This is a genomic window from Mediterraneibacter hominis (assembly GCF_014287475.1).
GTDB classification, from domain to species: Bacteria; Bacillota; Clostridia; order Lachnospirales; family Lachnospiraceae; genus Mediterraneibacter; species Mediterraneibacter hominis.
Window position 1 is genome coordinate 226890 of sequence record NZ_JACOPF010000001.1, and the last position, 22341, is coordinate 249230.

The window sequence follows — 22341 nt, forward strand, 5'->3', positions numbered from 1 at the left end:
TAGTATGAGATATGGATTAATAGGCTGTGGCAGAATATCAACTAATCACATAAAAGCGGCGCTTAATAATAAACTTGAATTTGTAGCTGCGTGTGATATAATACCGGAACATATAGAAGCAGTTTTGGATAAGCACGGGCTGAAGCATAATAAAAGTATAGCGCGATATACAAATTATAAAAAAATGATAGAGGAAAAGAAACCAGAATTAGTTGCGATAGCAACAGAAAGTGGTCTTCATGCGGAAATTGCGTTATATTGTATACAACAAGGAGTAAATGTTATTATTGAGAAACCTATGGCTATGAGCATATCTGATGCAGATAAAATTATTAGCCTTTCAGAAGAAAAAGGTGTAAAAGTATCAGCATGTCATCAGAATCGCTTCAATATTGCTGTTCAGGAAATGAGAAAAGCTTTAGATACGGGGAGATTTGGAAGATTATCCCATGGTTCCATCCATGTACGTTGGAATAGAAATAAAGAATATTATTCACAAGCACCATGGAGAGGAACCTGGAAACAGGATGGCGGTGCATTAATGAATCAGTGCATACATGGAATTGATCTTTTACGGTGGATGATGGGGGATGATATAGAATCGGTTTATGGTGTTACAAAACAGCAGTTTCACAACTATCTTGAAGCTGAAGATATAGGAATGGCAGTAGTGAAATTTAAAAATGGTGCAGTTGCTACAGTGGAAGGTACAACAAATGTTTATCCTCAAAACTTAGAAGAAACATTATATTTATTTGGAGAGAAGGGAACGGTAAAATTAGGAGGAAAGTCTACCAATAATATTGATGTATGGAATTTTTCTGACGAGACAGCTAAAGATCAGGAAAATAAAGGTTTAGAAGAGCAGACGAGTAATGTGTATGGAAATGGCCATACGAGTTTATATGCAGATATGATTGAAGCAATAAAAAATAATAGAGTACCATATGTAGATGCATATGCAGGAAGAAATGCACTAGAATTAGTACTAGCAATTTATAAAAGTCAAAAAGAAAGGAATGTGGTAAGGCTTCCTTTAAATGATTTTTCGACAATTGATATGATCGGAGAGTTTTAAATATTTGGAAAATCAATTAAGTTAAAGCAATTAAAGATATTTTTTGACGAATTAAAAATTGATAAAACATATAGAGGAGCATATATGAAAAGGATAATGGTGGTTTTCGGGACGCGACCAGAAGCAATAAAAATGTGCCCGTTAATAAAAGAACTTAAAAGGAGAAAAAATCTAGATATAAAAGTATGTGTAACAGGTCAACATAGACAAATGCTTGATCAGGTAATGGATACTTTTCAGATTATTCCAGAATATGATTTATCTGTAATGAAAGAGAGGCAAACTCTATTTGATGTCACGATTAATATTTTGAATGGAATAAAAAATATTTTGGAGAAAGAAAGACCAGATTTGGTATTAGTACATGGAGATACATCGACTACGTTTGTGACAGCATTAGCATGTTTTTACTTAAATATAGCTGTAGGACATGTTGAAGCAGGTTTACGTACGTATAATATAGATTCGCCATATCCTGAAGAATTTAATAGGGAAGCTGTGGGTATTATTAGCCGTTTAAATTTTGCGCCTACAGAAATGGCGAAACAAAATTTACTAAAAGAAGGAAAGGATATATCGACTATTTTTGTAACAGGTAATACAGCTATAGATGCATTAAAGACAACTGTAATGCAAAATTATAGACATCCGGAATTAGATTGGTGTGAGGGAAAAAGGCTTATTATGATTACTGCACATAGACGTGAGAATTTAGGACAGCCTATGGAAAATATGTTTAGAGCTATAAAAAGGGTTTGTAATGAATATTCAGATATTAGAGTTATTTATCCAATTCACATGAATCCAGTAGTGAGAGAAACTGCTGATAAAATTCTCGGAAATAATGAGAAAATCCATATTATAGAACCATTGGATGTAATTGATTTTCATAATTTTTTAGCAAGAAGTTACTTAATTTTAACTGATAGTGGAGGAATACAGGAAGAAGCTCCATCTCTGGGAAAACCAGTACTTGTAATGAGAGATACTACAGAAAGACCTGAAGGAATTGAGGCAGGTACATTAAAATTAGTAGGAACAGAAGAATTAAAGATATATGAGAGCTTTAAAATGTTAGTAGAAAATAAAGATGAATATAATCGTATGAGCCAAGCATCAAATCCATATGGTGATGGTACAGCAAGTTTGCAAATAGCGGACATAATAGTAGAAAAGTTAGGAGCATAATAATGAAAAGTTTGATAGCAGTAGAGTCATATCCGGATCTGCAAGGTGGAATTAATTTGTATTATGTACATGCTAGAAATATGGCTTATAAAGAAGCTGGGATTTATGTAACAGTTCTAAATTTTAGTGCACAACATGATTATATAATAGATGGAATTGAAGTGATTACGGAGAAAACATATGAGAAATGTATAGAAAAAGAAAAGTACGGGAAACTTTTGATAATTCATGCATGTAATTTGAAACATCATTATAGATTTGTAAAAAAGTATGGTTCAAAATTTGATAATTATATGTTTTTTTTTCATGGACATGAAGTTCTTAGATGCGCAAAAGTTTATCCGAAACCTTATAAATATATAAAAAGAAATCTTGTTTTAGAAAAAGCAAAAGATATATATGATATTATAAAATTAAAGATGTGGAAAAGATTTTTTGAAGAAAATTACCAGAAGATACAATTTGTATTTGTAAGTAATTGGATGTATGATGAATTTCTAAAGTGGACAAAAGTAAATAAAGAGTATTTAGTGGATAGATATCATATTATTTACAATTGTATAGGAAAGGAATTTGAACGTATTACATATAATACGGAAAAAGAGAAAAAATATGATATTATTAGCATCCGGAATAATTTGGATGGATCTAAATATTGTGTAGATGTTATATGCCGTATTGCAGAAGAAAATCCAGCATATAAAATGTGCTTAATAGGGAAAGGAAATTATTTTGAACATTATGAAAAGCCACATAATCTGGAGGTTATTCCCAGGTATTTAAAACATGAAGAAATACTCAGATATCTTGAACAGTCAAAATGTGCATTAATGCCGACAAGAACAGATGCACAGGGGGTTATGGCTTGTGAATTGGCAACATATGGCATTCCGCTGATAACATCTGATATACCCGTATGCAAAGAAGTATTTGAAGGCTTTAAAAATGTTTATTTTATTTCAAATGATAAAGACCGGCAAAATTTTTCAAAAATATTTAATTATGCTATGACTAATCGAGAAATAGCAAAAAATCAAAAATATTTTGGAAAAAATACTACGCAAAAAGAAATTGAACTAATAAAAACTTTGAGATAATTAAATAGGTATCAGAGGTGAACATGTTAGAAGAATTGATTATAACAAGAGAGAAAACTATAACATATTTAAAAAAATATTGGTGGATTTTGATGATTTGTCTGATATTGGGCGGTGTTTTGTTAGGAATGGGTATACGTTCTAATATGAATTCAGATAAAAATATAGAATCTTATGAACAGAAGATTTTACCGGTTAAAATTGATGAAGAAAATATACAAAATATAGCAACTTCTTCAATTATTGGAAATTGTAAGACCCTATTAAGTATAGAAGATGTACAAAAAGAAATCAATGATTTATTGGAAAATGAAGGTGAAGAAATTATCAGTAACTGGAATAAGATTTTACTAGAACCAATAGCAAATAGTAATTTTTTTATTTTAAAAATATTTAATGAGAAAAATTTGGCGAATACTCAAATGAATGCAATAATTAGTGTTCTTAATGAAAAAATGAAGAATTATAGACAGGAGACAGAATTAATAAAAATAGGGGGACTTGAGAGATATGTTACTCAAGATGAGAATAGTCCAGTTTTATTGAAAGATGTTTTAATATTTTTTGCAGTTATGTTAAGTGGAGTTTTTCTGGTTTATGTGTTGATGATTTTGGATAAACACATTTCCTCTCCTGAGGAGTTGAGACAAGCTTTAGGTAAAGACGAAATATTACAACTTAGTAAAAAAGATAGTCAGTTATTAAAAATATGGTGTACTATTCTCAATAAAAAAGAAAAAGCAATTTTAGTGTTAGGAAATAACATCAGAGAAATCAAAATAGAACTGGAAGCATTAAATTTGGATAATCTTTATATTACTGATTTTGAAAATTATAATAAAATTGTTTCTAAAGAATCAACAGTAAAAACATACCTCATCATTAAATCTATGACAACTAAAAAAGAAGAATTGAATGTCATTCTACAGTTAAACAAACTATATGACAAACAATTTAATGGCTGGGTATATTTAAAACCATGAATAAAGAATTATATTTTAAAATGAATAACGAGCGATATACTGAAAAAATATTCTATTTTATATTAACATTGGCTGTATTAAGTGATATTTTACGTATCCCTGGAACAACATATACTTTTTTCAGATTAAGCATTCCCATAGCAGTGCTTATAATTGCTTTATATCCAAAATGGTTTAGACGTTTAATTATAGGTGGCATGGTCTTTGTCTTTATAAATAGTATTTTTAATGTGATTTTTTATAGAGTTTATAGAACAGATCTTGTGTTTGATTTTTCAGCATATATAAAATATACAATTTTATATTTTTCTATTTTCTTAATTGTAGTGCTCATTTCTATAATAAAAGAAAAAGAAGGGAATAGATTTGAAAAAAAGTTTGGAGACTGGCTTTGTTTTATGGGCATGTTACTTGGAATTATTTTATTTTTATCAGATATTTTTCCATTCTTTTTTGGGAATCTTCCGATAGATAATCCTAATAATTACGGATGTTATATTGCTGCCATTCTGCCTATATATCTTTTAAGATTACAAGAAAGAAAAAATATAGTTTTTTTATTGATGATAGTTTTTTTCTTTTTACTGCTATATATAAATGATTGTAAAGCGTCTTTGTTCGGATGTCTGTTTCAAATAGTCCTACTTTTTTGTGTCAACACAAAGTCTACAAAGGGGTCTTTCATTATTAGGCGTTTGACAGTGCCTATGTTAGCTTTATTTATAGGTGTTGGTGTTATTTTACTAAATCCAACTATTAATGGGTATTCCTTACAAGGAATTATTATGGAGCCAATTAGCAGAATACTTACTGATAACCCATATCCTACGTATACTGCTTCAGTTTCTTTCAGAACTAATACTACGTTATTTGCTTTAAAACAAATATGGGAAATGAAAGGAATAGGATTTGGAGCTGGAAATTTAGGGATTGCCCTAAAAGCTGAGTTCCCAGACTTAAATCCAGAATATGTACAGGCATTAAATGGATCAAGCTTAAATCTTCACAATGCATGGTTGGAATTTATGGTTGACTGGGGATTTCTAGGTATTATTTTATTAGTTTTTCCACTATTATACGCAATAAAGTTATATTTAGGGAAGAATGTTTTGAGAGCTATAGAAAAATTGAGTATTATATTTATCTTTAGTTTCCCTATATGGGTAATTGGCCCTTCAAATGTGTATACAATGTATTTTTTGTTTTGTATAATACTCTATATCTTTATCAATATAAGGAATTTAGACAAAGACAGAATCAACTATATTTAATTCTATTTGTAAAAATTTTTTATTAGGAAGGAAAACATATTACTAAGAGAAAAGTGCTATGAAACTAGTGTTTATTTTTGATTCAACATATCCTTATTATACAGGAGGAATTGAGACTTGGATATATCATGTATGTGAGAAAATGATTAGTAAACATGATATAACAATTTTTACTGTCAAAAATTACAGAAAAGGTAATGAAGCTGGTAAATTTACTGATATTAATCCTAAAATTAAAATAATACCAGTATCTAATTTGAATCATATTAAAATTTTAAGGCCATTTGTGCGTTCTTATATAGCTGTATATAATTCTAATATAACAGTGTATAGTATGCGCAAAGCTATTAAAAAGTATTTAGATAGAAATGAAAAGTATTATTTTATTGGATTAGGAACAGTATTTGCAGCAAAAACTGCGAGACTTTTGAAAAAAGATTTTCCAAATTCAAAAATGGTAGCGTCTTGTCGAAGTTTGCACCCAGAAGTTTTGGGAGAAACTTATCCTGGAATTGGCGGTATTGCTAAAAGAATGGAAAAGAAAAATCTGCAGGCAATGGATGCAATATGGGCAAATGGACTGGATACACAGGCAGCTTTAAAAAAGAAGGGCTTTCATAGTATTGTAATAAAAAATGGAGTTGATTTCGATAGATATGATCAAGTAGAACCATTTGATTATAGTAAGTTGGATTTGGAGAATGAGATTAAACTGGTTACGATAGGAACTGTACAGAAGATTAAAGGATATTATGCAATAATTGATGCAGTAAAATATTTGAAAGAATTTTATAATATTAAAGTGCATTTAGTTGGTCTTGGAAAAGGAAATATTGAGAAATTTAATAAATATGCAGAGAATTTAGGAGTAGCAGAACAAGTTCATTTATTAGGAGAGCACAGAAATGTGGTATCGTATGCCAAAGGCGGAGACGTTAATGTTTGCGCCGCTGGTGGGGGAGGTTATGGAATGTCTATATTAGAGTCAATGATTTCTAAACGTCCGATTGTTGCATGGGACTCTGCGATTTATCGACAACTTTTACAAGATGGGGTTTCGGCGAAGTTGGTTGATAATTGGAACACAAAAGCTCTTGCAGATGGGATTTACTTCGTGTTAAAAAATCCGGTAGTAGCAAACAGTTGGGTTGAGTGCGCAAGAGAACGTGCGAGGGAATTTGATTGGTCTGAAGTGGTTAGAGAGATAGAGGCGGCATGTGACAATATCAAGTGAAGAAAGGGGTACAGATGAAAAATTCTATTGCTGGAGATGCGACTAAATTAACTGCTGTAAAAGTTGCAACTACGTTATTAACTATGCTGTCAACAATGCTTTTATCTCGGTTTAGAACTTTGGAAGAATATGGTATATATTCACAATTACAGTTAGTTATTACAATTGTCGTTACTATTTTTATGATTGGCTTGCCAAATAGCATTAATTATTTTTTGGCGAAAGCAGACAACCGAAAAGAACAAAAAGACTTTTTATCTATCTATTTTTCTTTATGTACAATTGCGGGAATAGTATCAGGAATTATTTTAATTTTACTTATTCCAGTAATAGAAAAGTATTTTAATAATTCATTAATAGGTTTATTTTGGTATTTTTTACTCTTGTATCCATGGACAAAGATTATACTTTCTGGAATTGAGAATATATTAATTGTTTTTCATAACATAAGAAAATTAGTAATATTTAAAATTTTATATGGTTTGTTAACGTTAGGAGTTATAGCTGTATGTTGGTGGCTTAAAATTTCTTTTTATATATACATGATTTTTTTCTTGTTAACAGAAATATTCTTTTCTATTTGGGTTTATGAAATTTCTTTTAATTTAGTAGGGGGATTAAAAGTTTCTTTTCAGAAGTATAGAATAAAAGAAATTTTGATGTTTTCAATACCTGTAGGATTGGCGTCAGTTGTAGGAACAATTAGTATAGAACTGGATAAAATGATGATAGGATTCTTTTATACTACAGAAGAGTTGGCGATTTATACAAACGCTTCTAAAGAAATGCCGGTAACAATTGTGGCTAGTTCGATTACAGCAGTACTTATGCCCCAATTAGTTAAATTATTAAAAGCAGAGAAAAAGAAAAAGGCTATAGAACTTTGGAAAAATGCAACCAGTTTGGCATACATTTTTATAGCATTTTTGTCCACGGTTCTTTTTGTATTTGCACAAGATGTTATCATTGTTTTGTATTCAGAAAAATATCTTCCAGGTATTAGCGTTTTTAGAGTTTATACCCTTGTTTTATTATTAAGGGTTACGTATTTTGGCATAATTCTAAATGCAATAGGTAAAACACAATTTATTTTTGTTACATCGATTATAAGTTTGATTTTGAATGTTATACTAAATGCAGTGGGATATTTTACAGTGGGATTTATAGGTCCGGCAATAGCTACATTTTTATCTATATCAATCACAGCTTTTATACAGCTTTTGTATACATCGAAAGTAACAGGGATATCGTTTCAAAAAATTTTCCCTTGGAAATCTTTGGGGAAAATTACTTTTTATAACATATGTATAGGAACAGTTATGTTTATGACAAAAGGAATATTGCCTTTAGAAAAAAATATTGGAAGTATATTTGAAACAATTATTTTATGTGGAATAGGCGGCTTAATCTATCTGTCTTTAGAGAAAAAAGTAATTAGAAAATTGTGGAAAAGTCTTAATAATGATGACGAGGAAAAGTATAATGTTGAGGGAAATAATTAAAAGAATTTGGTGTTATTTTTGGGGGCAGATTTTTGTTTTATGTTATTATAAAAAGAAATATCTAACTGGCGAATGGTTTAGAGGAAAATATGGTTGTTTTTTAGCTCCCGGTTGGAAATGGGTTTATCACGACGGCTGGGACAGGCTATTAAAAGGAAGTAATCCAGGAGTACCGTGGCCGGTTGGAAGAAATGTTAAAGTAATAGGTTGGGAAAATATTGAGTTTTGCCCAGAAGATCTTCGTAATTTTCAAGGATTAGGAGTGTATTATCAAGCTATGGATTCACATATAACTATTGGCAGAGGAACTTGGATTGCTGCAGGAGTAGGAATTATAGCATCAAATCATGATGTTACGGATCCAGAGTTACGGAAGGCGGGAAAAAGTGTATATATTGGGGAAAAATGCTGGATAGGAATGAATGCGGTTATTTTACCAGGAGTTACTTTGGGAGCACATACTACGGTGGGTGCAGGGGCAGTTGTTACAAAAAGCTTTCCGGAAGGAAATTGTGTGATTGCCGGAAATCCTGCAAAAATTATTAGATATATTAATGAAAAAAATAATGTATGAAAGAAAGGTGACAAAAATGCAATTTCGTGATTTAAACACACAGTATTTGACATTAAAAGAAGAAATGGATAAGGCTATACAGGAGGTATTAGATAATTGCAAGTATATTAATGGTCCGCAGGTAAAGGAATTGGAGAAGCAGCTTGCGGATTATGTAGGTGTAAAACATTGTATTACCTGCGGTAATGGGACAGATGCTTTAACTATGGTATTGATGTCATGGGGAATTAAAGAAGGAGATGCTGTATTTGTACCCGACTTTACTTTTTTTGCATCAGGAGAGGTTGTTTCCTTTGAAGGAGCGACCCCTGTATTTTATGATGTATGCGAGAATACCTACAATGCAGATGCAGAATCTTTGGAAAAGGCAATTGTTGCGGTTATTAAAGAGGGAAAATTGAGACCAAAAGCTATTATTGCAGTTGATTTATATGGTCAGCCTGCTGATTACTCTAAACTTCAAAAAATAGCAGACAAATATGATTTATTTCTTTTAGAGGATGGTGCTCAAGGGTTTGGTGGAATGATAAATAATAAACGGGCATGCAGTTTTGGTGATGTTGCTACTACATCGTTTTTTCCAGCAAAGCCGCTAGGATGTTACGGCGATGGAGGAGCAGTTTTTACTAATAGTGATAAAATGGCGGAATATTTGCGATCCATATCAGTTCATGGAAAGGGAACATATAAATATGATAATATACGAATTGGGTGGAACTCAAGGCTGGATACAATACAAGCAGCAATTCTAAAAGTGAAGTTAAATGCATTTAAAAATTATGAGGTGAAAAATGTTAATCGTGTAGCTTCTCAATATACAAAGTTACTGAAAGGGGTAGTGGAAGTTCCGGAAATATTACCAAATTTTCTTTCTAGTTGGGCACAATATACTATAAGATTACAAAACCATATTCAGCGGGATGGGTTAAAAGAGCATTTACAGAAAGCTGGAATACCAACTATGATTTATTATCCCAAAGCTATGCATCATCAAACCGCTTTTAAAGCAATAGATATGTATGTAGAATGTCCAAGAGCAGAAAAATTGTGTAATACTGTTCTTTCACTTCCGATTCACCCGTATTTAACTGAGGAAGAGGTAAAATTAGTAACAGAGTTGATAAAAGATTATATAGGAAAATAATATGGAAAGAAAGCATATAAAATATTTTGACTATTTAAGAAGTTTAGGAGTGTTTCTGGTCGTATATCTGCATGTAGCTTCACCGATTATTTCAGGAGATATATATGTTAATTCAATAGTAAGAAGTATTCTGATAGTGCTTTCTACAATTGGATATACGGCAGTTCCACTCTTTTTTATGATGTCAGGATATTTAATTCTAACAGATTCTAAAACAGAAAAAGTAACTGTATTATTAAAACATAGAATTGTACACTTAATAGTTCCATTAATCTTTTGGAGTTGCTTAGTTACCTTATGGGTGATGTGGAAGAATGACGACATGTTATTATGCAGTTTTATAAAATATATGTTATCAGTGTTTTCTACGCCTATTATGCAGCATCTTTGGTATGTATATACGTTGATTGCAATTTATTTGCTTTCTCCGATTTTATATGTGGCAATTAATAATTTGAATGGACAAGGCAAAAAATATTTATTTGTATTAATTATATTTATTTTTTTACAAAGTATGGTTTCTGCTATAGTACCTGATGATATAAAAGATATTATAGCTGTTGCTCCCTTGGCAGAATTGAGATTTTTAAAAGGCCATTTATGTACATTTATACTTGGATATTTTTTAGGCAGTATGAAACGGCATATACCTAATCTAATACTAATTTCAGTTGGATTTATTGATTTGCTTTTGATATCATCAAGTACAATTTTTATTACACTGGAAGATAGCTATACAGGAAAAATTCAAGATCAAAGTGCAGGATTTGCTGTTTTATTAGCAGCGTGTATTTTTCTTTTCTTTAAACAAAATTTAGATTCTGTAGAGAGTAAAGTGAATATAGTGCCATTTGTACAAATGTCTTTTGGAATTTATCTGATGCATAATTTATTAAATAGAATATTTTCTTATATAGGATGGGAAGTGGAAGGAATTATTAGTGTGGGAGTAAAAATGGGGGGGATTATTTTAATATGCTGCATAATATTAAAGACATTGGCAACATGTAAGATAACTTGCTTTTTGGCTACAGGAGTCTCATTTCTTAAAGCAAATGAAACATTTAACTGGCGGTATACAATTAACAAATTTTTGAAAGTATGATTAAGTGTATAGCAAAATTTTACATAGAGTAGAAGGGAAAACATCAATGAAAATAGAAAAGCACTCAATATATAGGATACGTTATATACTATTAGGTATACTTTTAATTGTAAGCTTAGTAGGGTTCTATAAGAAGAATTATTCTATGAATATTTTATCTATGACATCGATTTGGCTATTAAATTTTGTTTTTGCATTTGAAAATTTTAAAGAAAGAATGTTGTTTTTTTGGATGCAAATTACAATTGGTGTTTTTTTAATTGTACGTCCAGTAATAGAAGCTGTTACAGGGCAGAAATGGTGGGATGTAGAAGGTATTGGAAAAGAAAATTTTTATGTAGCTGTATTAATTATTTTTCTTTCATTGCTGTTTATGCAATTAGGCGCAGAAGGTACATCACGCATATTAAATATAAATAGTATTGAAGCAAATAAGGTGGTATTAAGTAAAAAAGAGGATAGTACAATGTTCAGGAACTGCTTGCAGATAGTTTCGATGGTGGTATTTTATCTGACGGCAGTTTTTTTCTTTATTGAGGGTATAGAAAAAATATTATATGTTTATACACATAGTTATTTGGAATATTATAGTAGTTTTTCAAGTAAACTGCCATGGTTTATTTCTACAATAGGTGCCATGATGAAATATAGCATGTGCATATTTTTAGCAACTAGGCCGAGAAAGAGACGAACATTTTTTGTATTGGCATTATTTGAATTAAGTGCATTACCTGACTTAATTGTAGGAGTACGTGGAACAATCATGTTAAATTCCATTTTTATCCTTGTTTATTATCTTATACGTGATTTTAAAGGAGATAAGGAAAAGTGGTTTGGGAGATTTGAAAAAGGAATTGTTATAATAGGAACGCCAATAGCACTTGCATTTATGACAGCATATTCTTTTATTAGATCTGGTTTACGTGTACTCAATTTTAATATATTTAAAATGATAGAGGACTTTTTTATAGGACAGGGAGTTACCTTTGAAGTTGTTGCGCGTGGGATTTCCGTAATAGACAAGCTGCCCAAAAGAAATGGACGAAATTATACATTTGGTCAGTTTATTGATTATATTGTACATGGACGTATAGGCCAGGCATTATTTGGAACATCGGCTTTGCCTGTTGAAAATAGCGTAATTAATGGAACACAGAGTAATAGTCTATCTCATAATTTATCTTATGTAACAAAGGGAAAGGAGTATCTAGAAGGACAAGGCTGGGGGTCTTCTTATGTGTTAGAAAATTACATTGATTTTGGGTATGTAGGAGTTATGGTAATAAGCTTACTATTAGGAGCACTTCTCATATGGATGCTATATTATATAGGAAAGCACTTATTGTCAGATACGATTATATTTATTTCTTTACTTACTATATTTTATATCCCGAGAGCAGAATCTACAAGTTGGATTATGTTTAGTATTACATTGCAGTTTTGGGTATGTGTAGGATGTTGTTGGCTAGGAGCTTTGATTTCTGCAAAAATACCAATATTACAGACTATTTATATAAAAATGAAGCTGATGCCAATAGAAGGAATAAAAGTAAGCAATAAAAAAGAAATCAGGTTTTTACAAAATAAAAAAGTTAGAAGGGGGATTGCGATAGGGTGCATCTTAGCTTTATTGGGCAGTTTTTCATATCTATATATTAAAGAAAAAACTCAATTGCATGGTTCGATAGAAGCAAGTATTCAAACTCAGGGAGCTGAATATGAAAATAGGAGAGTGACATTGTCTGTTACAATGGAAGAAAAGGGAAACTATCAGTACCAATTTTCTGAGTCGTTTAAAGGTATTGAAAAAATAGTTCAGAAATATGGCGAGGATAATGAGTATTCTTTTGTTACAGAAAATTTAGGTGAACATACATTTTATGTTGATGTAAAAGATGATCATGGAAATAGTACAACATTAGTTTATCATTTAGAGGTTAAAAAACGACCTGTTAACTGAGCTGAAATTTGGCTGATTAAAAATATTATTATTATCGAAAATAATGAGATAAAGGGAAATTTAAGTTGATAGAATATAAAAAGATGATATAATATATGCGTTAAATAGTAAAAAAATAAGGAGAAACAAATGATAGTATCATTTTGTGTGATTGCTTATAATGAAGAAAGGAATCTTGGTTCTCTTTTTTCAGATATAAGAAATCAAGATTATCCTCATAATAAAATAGAAATTATTTTTGTTAATGCTATGTCTACAGACAAAACAAAGGAATTGATGGAGAACTTTGCTAAGGAAGAGAATGGATTCCTTCGGGTAAAGGTTTTAGACAATCCAAAAAAAATACAAGCAGCAGGCTGGAATATTGCAATAAAAGAGGCAAAGGGAGATATTATTTTACGTATTGATGCTCATACAGTAATTCCAAAAGAATTTGTTTCAAACAATGTACGGTGTATAAAAAGCGGAGAGGATGTAACTGGTGGTCCGAGACCTAACATACCAGAGGAAAGTACCCCTTGGAAGCATACTTTATACTTAGCAGAAACATCAATGTTTGGAAGTAGCATTGCACCATATAGAAAAAGCCACCATAAAACATATGTAAAATCTGTATTTCATGGAGCATATAAAAAAGAAGTGTTTGAAAAAGCGGGTTTTTTCAATGAAAATTTAGGAAGAACAGAAGATAATGAAATGCATTATAGAATAAGAAAAGCAGGATATAAAATTTGTTACGATCCTAGAATTATATCTTATCAGCATTCCAGAGGGACTTGGAGGGAAATGATTCGTCAGAAGTTCGGAAATGGACTTTGGATTGGATTGACATTGGGGATCTGTCCAGGATGTTTTTCTATTTATCATTTTGTACCATTTGGATTTATAATGTCTTTGATTATAGCATTATTTTGCTTCATATTAGGAATAACATGGATTCTGTCTGGAATTTTAATAATATATTTTTTACTAGATATAATTATGTCATTTTTTGCTATTAAAAACCAGAGAATCTATATATATTATTTATTACTTCCATTAATTTTTTTATCTTTACATGTAGCTTATGGAGTAGGAACATTAGTAGGAATCATAAAATTACCATTTTGGAAAAGGAAAATCAAACATATTTAGAACTTTAATGTAAAGGAAGAAGAACGATGAAAAAAAGAGGAGCTTTAAAGAAAATATTTAGTGTAGTATTAATAGTGATATTACTGATAAGTAGTGGAACAAATATAGCTGATGCAGAAGAACAAGGAAGTACATTATTAGAAAATTCCTTTTTGTTAACAATAGAAGACGAGAATGGAAATAATGAAGTCTTTGACGAAAGCAAAAACGAAATTAATTTGGAAAAAGACTTAAATTGTTCATTAAAAATTGTTGTTATACCCCAAATACAGGATAAATTTTATCAATACGAACTTGTGAAAAACGATGGAGTTCAGGAAGTAGTCATTCAGGAGTATAGTGACAATAGCAATTTTGATATTGTCTGTGATCAAGAAGGATATTTCGAATATATAATTAATGTTAAAGATGAGGAAAATATAGTATCTACAAAAGCTGTTTGCATATCGGTAATCGACAAAAAAGGTTCAGAAATAACAGAAGAGGAAACCAATAGTGAGGAAAGTAATAGTAAGGATTTAGAATCAGTTATTGATATACAAGGGACTTTAGAATGCAGTGTATCAGAAACAATATATGAGGGTCGAGAGATTATTTTAACTGCAGATATAGTGGAAGGAAATGGTGAATATGAGTACCAGTTTTCAGAAGAATATAATGGACAGACAAAAATATTAAAAGAATATTGTAGCGATAACACCTATATGATCGATAAAGTTATAGGGCTAGGAACGCATACATATTATGTGAACATAAGGGATGCAAAGGAAAAAACTTTAGAATTATCAAGAACTATAGAAGTACAGTCAGGTAAGTCTCTGCAAAGTAATGAAAAAATTAAAATGACTTTTTTAGGTGATAGCTTAACTGCGAGAAATGATTGGGCATCAATGTACCCAGAATATGAAGTGAATAATATGGGAGTAGGAAGTGACACCACTGGTAAGATGCTTCAGAGAATAGATTCTGTTATAGAAGTGAAATCCGATAAGATTTTTATTATGGGAGGAATTAATGACTTAACACAAGGTATTGAGACAGCAGAAATTGTACAAAATATGCAGACGATTATAAAAAAATTACAAAAAGATATGTCGGTTTCTGATATTTTTATACAAAGTATTTTACCAACAGGTGAGAGCTATGTGAAAAATAGTAAAGTAGAAGAGGTAAATACGGCTCTTGAAAATCTATGTCGAGGTGAAAATGTAAACTTTATTAATCTATATCCTGAATTTTGTGATTCGAAAGTAATTAAAAAAGAATTATATTATGGTGATGGAGTACATCTTAGGGCAGAGGGATATAATGTTTGGAAAGAAAAAATAGATATTGCACTGGCAGGAGGAAGTGTAGAAACTACAGAATTAAAGGGAACACTTACGAGTAATCCTACAAGTCCTGTGTATGAACAGAGGACAGTGACACTGACGGCAGAGATAAGCAGTGGAAATGGTGGATATGAGTATCAGTTTACAGAAGTATATAATGGAAAGAAGAATATAGTAAAAAGCTATAGTGGAGAGAATAGCTATACAGTAAACGGGATAAAAGGAGTAGGAGTACATACCTATTATGTGGATGTACGGGATGCAAAAGGGAAGACTCTACAATTGTCATATGCAATGGAAGTAAGGGAATATCCGTCCCAGGGATTAAAAGGAACACTTACGAGTAATCCTACAAGTCCTGTGTATGAACAAAGGACAGTGACACTGACGGCAGAGATAAGCAGTGGAAATGGTGGATATGAGTATCAGTTTACAGAAGTATATAATGGAAAGAAGAATATAGTAAAAAGTTATAGTGGAGAGAATAGCTATACAGTAAACGGGATAAAAGGAGTAGGAGTACATACCTATTATGTGGATGTACGGGATGCAAAAGGGAAGACTCTACAATTGTCATATGCAATGGAAGTAAGGGAATATCCGTCCCAGGAATTAAAAGGAACGCTTACGAGTAATCAAACAAGTCCGGTATATGCTGAAAGAAATATAGTATTAACTGCAAATGTTTTGAGTGGAAATGGGGGATATAAATATCAGTTTGAGGAAGTATATGGCAATACAGATAGGAAAGTAGTTCAGAAATTTAGTGAAAATAATATATATACTTTTAATTCAGATAAAATTGGAGAGTATGTATATTATGTGACTATTAAGGATAGTAAAGGGAAAGAAATAGAGTTATCATATAAATTAGAAGTTGTCGGCCATCCTGCATATAAGTTATCGGGAAAAGTCACAAATAGTGCTTCAAATTATGAGTATGTAGACAGAAGTATGTATTTAACAGCAGAAGCAGAAGGAGGATATGGAGAATATCAGTACCAGTTTGAAGAAGAATATCAGGGAATAAGAAAAGTTGTACAGAAATATAGTAAAAATAATGTTTATAGTTTTAGAACAGATACAATCGGCATACACGACTATTATGTGATAATAAAAGATGCTAAAGAACAGAAAATAACATTGAAATACTCTATTCAGGTTATAGGGCATCCGGCCAAGCAAATGACAGGAACTTTGAATAGTAGTGTTACTAGTCCAGTATATTCAAGTCGTGATGTTGTATTGACTGCTAATGTAACAAATGGGTATGGTGGATATGAGTATCAATTTATCCAGATATTTGAAGGAGAAAGAAAAATTGTTCAAGAGTATAGTGAAACTAATACATATTCATTTAGAACCAAAATGCCAGGAATGTATACATATTCTGTAAATATAAAGGATAAAGCAAATGCTGTATTAACGTTATCATATAATCTAAATGTGGTTTCAAATGGAACTTTTGATAAAGGAATTGATGTTTCAGCATGGCAGGGATATGTGGATTGGAGCAAAGTAAAACAATCAGATGTGGATTTTGCCATGCTTAGAGTTCTATCAGGGACAATGGATAACTTAACGATAGATAGCCAATTTTATAATAATATTGCAAATGCAAGTAATAATGGTATTTCTGTAGGAGTATACCGTTATGGATATGCTGAAAGTGTTGATGAAGCGAGAAGAGAAGCTCAAATGGTGGTTAATGCATTAAAATCGAGTGGTTATGATATTTCATATCCTGTTGCTTATGATGTGGAAGATATTGAAACACAAGGCCCGGGAAATTTGTCAAAGACTGAACTTACTAATATTATAAAAGCTTTTAAGCAGGTAATAGAAAGTAATGGATATCAATTTATGATATACGCAAATAAAAACTGGCTAGAGAATATTATTGATATGAAGCAATTTAGTCAGGAAGATGTCTGGATAGCTCAATATAGAGACTATACACCAGATTTGGGGTATCAATATAGTGGGCCGGGGAATGTTACAATTTGGCAGTATTCATCTAGAGGAAGTGTACAAGGTATATCAGGGAATGTCGATATGAATATTGGATATTATAGATATTAAAGAAAAATATTGCCAATTATATTATGAAGTAAAACGTTAAATAGGAGAGGGAGACTTAGGTGAATATATGTGGTTATTAGATGAACTAGAAAAAAGAAAAAACTGTGAAGATATAGCTATCTACCACAGAGAGGTTAAACTTTCATTTAAAGATTTATGGAGAAAGTCCGAAAGTTTAGCTGTATGGATGGAAAGTGTGTTGAAGACAAAAAGACCGGTGGTGATATATGGAAATAAGGATGTTGAGATCCTTATTGCTATGGTTGCAGCATTGAAAACGGGAAGAGCGTATGTTCCGTTAGATATTACGTTTCCTTTAAGAAGAGTAAAGGAAATTATAAAGGAAACTGAGGCAGAAGTTATTTTTAATTATACCTGTGAAGATATAGTAGACATAGTTTCTATTAATAAAAATAAATTGGAAAGTATATTTATAGAAAAGCAAGGGAGGAATATAGATAAATTAGTTTCTGTTAAAGAAGATGAAAACTGCTATATTTTATTTACTTCTGGGAGTACAGGAAAACCTAAAGGAGTACAAATTACAAAAAAGAATATTATGAATTTTGTCAACTGGTTTAGTAAGATATGCGTATTACCCTCAAATAAACAAATTGTATTAAATCAAGTATCGTACTCCTTTGATGTATCAGTCATAGCAATATACATATATCTTGCTATGGGGAAAACGCTATATTCCATCGATAAACTTATGATGGATAATTTAAAGGAATTGTTTGAGTATTTGAAAGAAAGTAATATTGCAGCTTGGGTGTCTACTCCTACGTTTTTAGAAATCTGCTCATTTGATGAAAAGTTTGACTGCCAAATGTTGAAAGAACTAGAATTGATTATACTTGCGGGCGAAATTCTTTCTAAAAGGCTAGTTGAATCCATAAAGGATAAGTTCCCTAATATTAAAATTATAAATGGATATGGACCTACAGAGGGAACTGTACTTTTAAGCGCTTGCGAGATTACGCAAGAAATGTTAAATGATATAAAATGTTTACCTATAGGAAAAATTTTAGCAGATGGAAAATATAGGATACTGAAAGATGGAAAGGAAGTAAAAGAAGGGGAATGCGGAGAGCTTGTTGTTGTAAGTGATAGTATCAGCAATGGATATTTTAATAATAAAGAGCAGACAGAAAAAGCATTTTTTAATGATGAAAGTGGTAGAAGAGGATATTATACAGGTGATATAGTCTTTGAAGAAAATGGATTATTATATTATGTAACACGAAAAGATACCCAGATTAAGTTAAATGGGTTTAGAGTAGAATTAACAGATATAAGTAATAATTTAAATAAAATTGACAATGTAAGTAATAGTACTGTAATACCTGTATATAAAGAAGGCAGGGTTTCGTATCTTGTGGCTTTTGTTATGTTGAAAGAACAGAAAAATTTATCTGAAATGAAACAAGGAATTGAGATAAAGAAAGAACTTAGAAAGCTAATTCCATCTTATATGGTGCCTAGAAAAGTAGTAATAGTAGAGCAATTTCCGATGAATACAAATGGAAAAGTTGACAAGAAAAAGCTGGAGGAGGAATATCTGAAATGATTCCTTTTACTCAATATGGAAGTTTATTGATAATATATATTTTTACCTTATTACTTATTCCAGCTATTATAGCAAATTTGTTTCAAAAAAAAATAAAGTATTACGGAATAGTTTTAAGTATTCCTATGTTTATTTTGTTACTCGGGCTCGACAGTTTGGCAATAAAATTATTTTGTGTATTTATAGTATGTGAATTGATATTAATAATTGCATATTATTATATTTCAAAAAAGATTTCTAGCGAATTCGTATACTTTATAGTTTTAGGGATGTCAATTTTACCTATATTTCTTGTGAAATTAAGTGTATATACAAGGTTTAGTGGAGTTGGATTTATAGGAATTTCATATATTAGTTTTCGTATATGGCAGTTGATTATAGATATTCATGATAAGCATATAGAAAAACTGTCATTTGGAACTATAATATATTTTATTACTTTTTTTCCAACATTGAGTTCCGGGCCTATTGATAGATACGAAAGATTTCAACAGGATGCGAATAGAGTGATACCACGTACAGAATACTTGACAGAATATTTAGGGGCAGGACTTAGAAAAATTGGCAAAGGTATTATTTATAAGTTTGGTTTTGCTTTTTTAATAAACCAATATATTATATTATCATTGCCAGATGAACATACGATAAAAACAATTATTATATATATGTATGCATACACATTATATCTATTTTTTGACTTCGCAGGGTATTCTAGTATGGCTATTGGAAGTGGCTATATTCTTGGAATTAAAGTGATGGAAAATTTCAATAAGCCATTTTTGGCACGTAATATGAAAGAATTTTGGGAAAGATGGCATATTTCACTTTCAACATGGTTTGGAGATTATATTTATAAAAGATTTGTTTTAAATAATATGAGAAATGGGTTGTTTAAAAACAAAAAAAATGCTGCGAGATGTGGAAATATGGTTACAATGCTTGTTATGGGAATTTGGCATGGCCCATATTTGTTCTATATATTATATGGCTTATATGAAGGCATAGCATTAGTGATAACAGACATATATATGAAAAGTAAAGTTTATAAAAATTTTAAAAAGAGAAAATATTATAATTGGCTTAGCCGGGTTGTATGTTTTCATGTTGTAGCTGTGGGAATGTTAATTTTTTCAGGGTATCTTTTTTCAATTTAAGTAGGAGGTAATGGAAATGGAAAATTTAAAAGAGATTGCACTAAAAATTTTGGAAGAAGCATGTGAAACAGATGAGGTAAGAGAAGATGAGGAGTTGGATTTATTTGAAGCAGGATATTTAGATTCGTTAGGAATAGTTTCTGTATTATTAGGAATAGAAGAAAAATGTGGAATACGGTTACAACCAACTGATATACAGAAAGAGGATATTTCAACAGTAACTAATTTTGTAAAATATTTAGAGAAAAAGGTACAATACTAATATGAAGAAACAACTGATCCATGGTGCAACTATTTTATTGGGCACAATTATCATATTTATGAGTATGTTCTTATTAATAAATAGGTATATAGACAATGAGATAGAAAAGATGTATACAAACTATCTTGAACATGAATATGGAACTAAGTCAAACTATGTGTTAGAAAAAAGTGTTGATAGGGACAACTTAATAATTTTAGGATCTTCAGAATTAAGTTCAATGGTAGAGCAAAATCCGGTTAATATGTTTCCAAATTCTGATTTGGAGGCAGATGTTACAATTGTGGGACGAGCATATGTACAAAGTCTATTACAATCTATGAATATAGCCACGTTAGGTGAAAGTGCGATGACTACGGAGGACCCGAAAACTGTTGCGATTGTTTCATTACAATGGTTTCAAGGTGATGATATTGATATTCCGGGATTTTTAGCTAATTTTTCAGAACTCCAATTTTATACATTAATGTATAATGAAAAAATAAGTTTTGAAAATAAGAAATATATATGTGAAAGGCTTTTAGAAATATTAGAGACTACAGCTGAATATGAAGATGTGAAAATATATTCTACTCTTTATGGGAAGGATACTACTTTAAATCAAGTTATACTGACAGTACTACAACCATATTATAGGCTAAATTATGAGATGTTGAAATTCAGGGATAAATATGAGTTGTATAATAAAATGAAAAGTATTGAAGTAATGGAGAGTTCTTCAGAAGAAGTGTTAGAAATTAATTGGGAAAAGGAGAATGAAAAAGCAGAACAACAAGGAAAAATGAGTTGTACTAATAATCCTTTTTATGTAGAGGATGAATATTATAACACATATATTAAAGATAAAGTAGAGGAATTAAAAAATACAGGTATTAATGTGAAATTTGAATCAAAGGAAAGAGAAGATTTTATCCATTTTCTTTCTATATGTAAGGATTTAGGAATAAAACCATATATAATTATGATGAATACAAATGGATATTATTATGATTATATAGGAATTAACCAAGATGTACGGGGAGAACTATATGATTGGGTATCAGAGCAATGTAAGAAGTATGATATAGATTGTCTTACCTTGGAAGAAAAAGAGTATGAACCATATTTTATGCATGATGCAATGCACTTGGGGTGGAAAGGATGGCTATATGTGGATTATAAAATATCGGAGTATTATTGAAAAACTTAAGAGTACAGGAATTTTACGTTGTTTAGGATATGCAATTCTTTTATTGATATTGTTGTGGGGAATTGTTATTAATACCGGGCCAGAAGTGTCGTTTGTATATAACAATTTTTAGTTAATTTAATGATAAATATTTTATAGGAATTAAATAAGTTGAAATAAAATTTATATTGAGTTAAAAAATTTTGTTTTTATATTATTATCATTTGATGCTATATTGAGAAGTACAGCATTCGCTCCTACTTTAAACCAAATAAAAAGAATGCTTTAAGTTATTAACTGTACACATACATGATGTTTAATGGTTCATAAGTATGACTATATTTCCAGATAGTAGAGGGCAATTTCATTATAGGAGTGAAGGCTGTTAGATATGAGTTTTCAATAATATAAGTATTTTTTGCGTAAATACACCGTTGCTGATTAATTTCGAGTAGGTAAATTTAATACTTCTATAGTATTAGTCGTATAGATAATTTTAGGATA

17 protein-coding genes are annotated in these 22341 nt (G+C 30.7%); all 17 read left to right on the forward strand.

What is annotated here, in order from left to right; all coding sequences use genetic code 11:
* Window positions 1-4 precede the first annotated feature (4 nt).
* The 17 genes from H8S37_RS01045 to dltD all read left to right on the forward strand — a co-directional run bounded on the left by H8S37_RS01045 (window position 5) and on the right by dltD (window position 21849).
* The gene (locus H8S37_RS01045; RefSeq protein WP_186874208.1) at window positions 5-1078 is read left to right on the forward strand and encodes a Gfo/Idh/MocA family protein; all 1074 of its coding nucleotides are present in this window, start codon (window positions 5-7) and stop codon (window positions 1076-1078) included.
* An 84-nt stretch (window positions 1079-1162) separates the two neighbouring features.
* Window positions 1163-2266 (forward strand): non-hydrolyzing UDP-N-acetylglucosamine 2-epimerase, encoded by a 1104-nt coding sequence (wecB, locus tag H8S37_RS01050; RefSeq protein WP_186874209.1) that lies wholly within the window; start codon window positions 1163-1165, stop codon window positions 2264-2266.
* 2 nt (window positions 2267-2268) lie between these two features.
* Window positions 2269-3363 carry a glycosyltransferase gene (locus H8S37_RS01055; RefSeq protein ID WP_186874210.1) on the forward strand — a complete coding sequence of 365 codons (1095 nt, stop codon included), beginning with the start codon at window positions 2269-2271 and terminating at the stop codon, window positions 3361-3363.
* A 23-nt stretch (window positions 3364-3386) separates the two neighbouring features.
* Window positions 3387-4346, forward strand: coding sequence for a hypothetical protein (locus tag H8S37_RS01060; RefSeq protein ID WP_186874211.1), 960 nt, complete (start codon window positions 3387-3389; stop codon window positions 4344-4346).
* Window positions 4343-5617, forward strand: coding sequence for an O-antigen ligase family protein (locus H8S37_RS01065; protein WP_186874212.1), 1275 nt, complete (start codon window positions 4343-4345; stop codon window positions 5615-5617). The genes H8S37_RS01060 and H8S37_RS01065 overlap by 4 nt, the downstream gene beginning before the upstream one ends.
* A gap of 58 nt (window positions 5618-5675) precedes the next feature.
* A complete protein-coding gene (locus H8S37_RS01070) occupies window positions 5676-6851 on the forward strand; it encodes a glycosyltransferase family 4 protein (protein WP_186874213.1) in 1176 nt (391 codons plus the stop codon).
* 14 nt (window positions 6852-6865) lie between these two features.
* On the forward strand, window positions 6866-8353 hold the full coding sequence (locus tag H8S37_RS01075) for an oligosaccharide flippase family protein (protein ID WP_186874214.1): 1488 nt from the start codon (window positions 6866-6868) through the stop codon (window positions 8351-8353).
* On the forward strand, window positions 8334-8927 hold the full coding sequence (locus H8S37_RS01080) for a DapH/DapD/GlmU-related protein (RefSeq protein ID WP_207723860.1): 594 nt from the start codon (window positions 8334-8336) through the stop codon (window positions 8925-8927). The genes H8S37_RS01075 and H8S37_RS01080 overlap by 20 nt, the downstream gene beginning before the upstream one ends.
* A complete protein-coding gene (locus tag H8S37_RS01085) occupies window positions 8872-10071 on the forward strand; it encodes a DegT/DnrJ/EryC1/StrS family aminotransferase (RefSeq protein ID WP_330604795.1) in 1200 nt (399 codons plus the stop codon). Before H8S37_RS01080 ends, H8S37_RS01085 begins: the two co-directional genes overlap by 56 nt.
* A 1-nt stretch (window position 10072) precedes the next feature.
* Entirely contained in the window at window positions 10073-11176 is a 1104-nt protein-coding gene (locus H8S37_RS01090) for an acyltransferase (protein ID WP_186874215.1), read from the forward strand.
* 46 nt (window positions 11177-11222) lie between these two features.
* Window positions 11223-13136 carry an O-antigen polysaccharide polymerase Wzy family protein gene (locus H8S37_RS01095; protein ID WP_186874216.1) on the forward strand — a complete coding sequence of 638 codons (1914 nt, stop codon included), beginning with the start codon at window positions 11223-11225 and terminating at the stop codon, window positions 13134-13136.
* 129 nt (window positions 13137-13265) lie between these two features.
* Window positions 13266-14270, forward strand: a complete 1005-nt coding sequence (locus H8S37_RS01100) for a glycosyltransferase family 2 protein (protein ID WP_186874217.1) — start codon at window positions 13266-13268, stop codon at window positions 14268-14270.
* Between the two features lie 26 nt (window positions 14271-14296).
* On the forward strand, window positions 14297-17683 hold the full coding sequence (locus H8S37_RS01105; protein WP_186874218.1) for a GH25 family lysozyme: 3387 nt from the start codon (window positions 14297-14299) through the stop codon (window positions 17681-17683).
* 67 nt (window positions 17684-17750) lie between these two features.
* Window positions 17751-19253: a D-alanine--poly(phosphoribitol) ligase subunit DltA gene (dltA, locus tag H8S37_RS01110; RefSeq protein WP_186874219.1), complete on the forward strand. Its 1503-nt coding sequence runs from the start codon at window positions 17751-17753 to the stop codon at window positions 19251-19253.
* Window positions 19250-20407, forward strand: coding sequence for a D-alanyl-lipoteichoic acid biosynthesis protein DltB (gene dltB / locus H8S37_RS01115; RefSeq protein ID WP_207723861.1), 1158 nt, complete (start codon window positions 19250-19252; stop codon window positions 20405-20407). Before dltA ends, dltB begins: the two co-directional genes overlap by 4 nt.
* A 16-nt stretch (window positions 20408-20423) precedes the next feature.
* On the forward strand, window positions 20424-20669 hold the full coding sequence (locus H8S37_RS01120) for a phosphopantetheine-binding protein (RefSeq protein WP_186874220.1): 246 nt from the start codon (window positions 20424-20426) through the stop codon (window positions 20667-20669).
* Between the two features lies 1 nt (window position 20670).
* Complete coding sequence (gene dltD / locus H8S37_RS01125; protein ID WP_186874221.1) at window positions 20671-21849, forward strand: D-alanyl-lipoteichoic acid biosynthesis protein DltD; 1179 nt, start codon at window positions 20671-20673, stop codon at window positions 21847-21849.
* The last annotated feature ends 492 nt before the right edge of the window (window positions 21850-22341 follow it).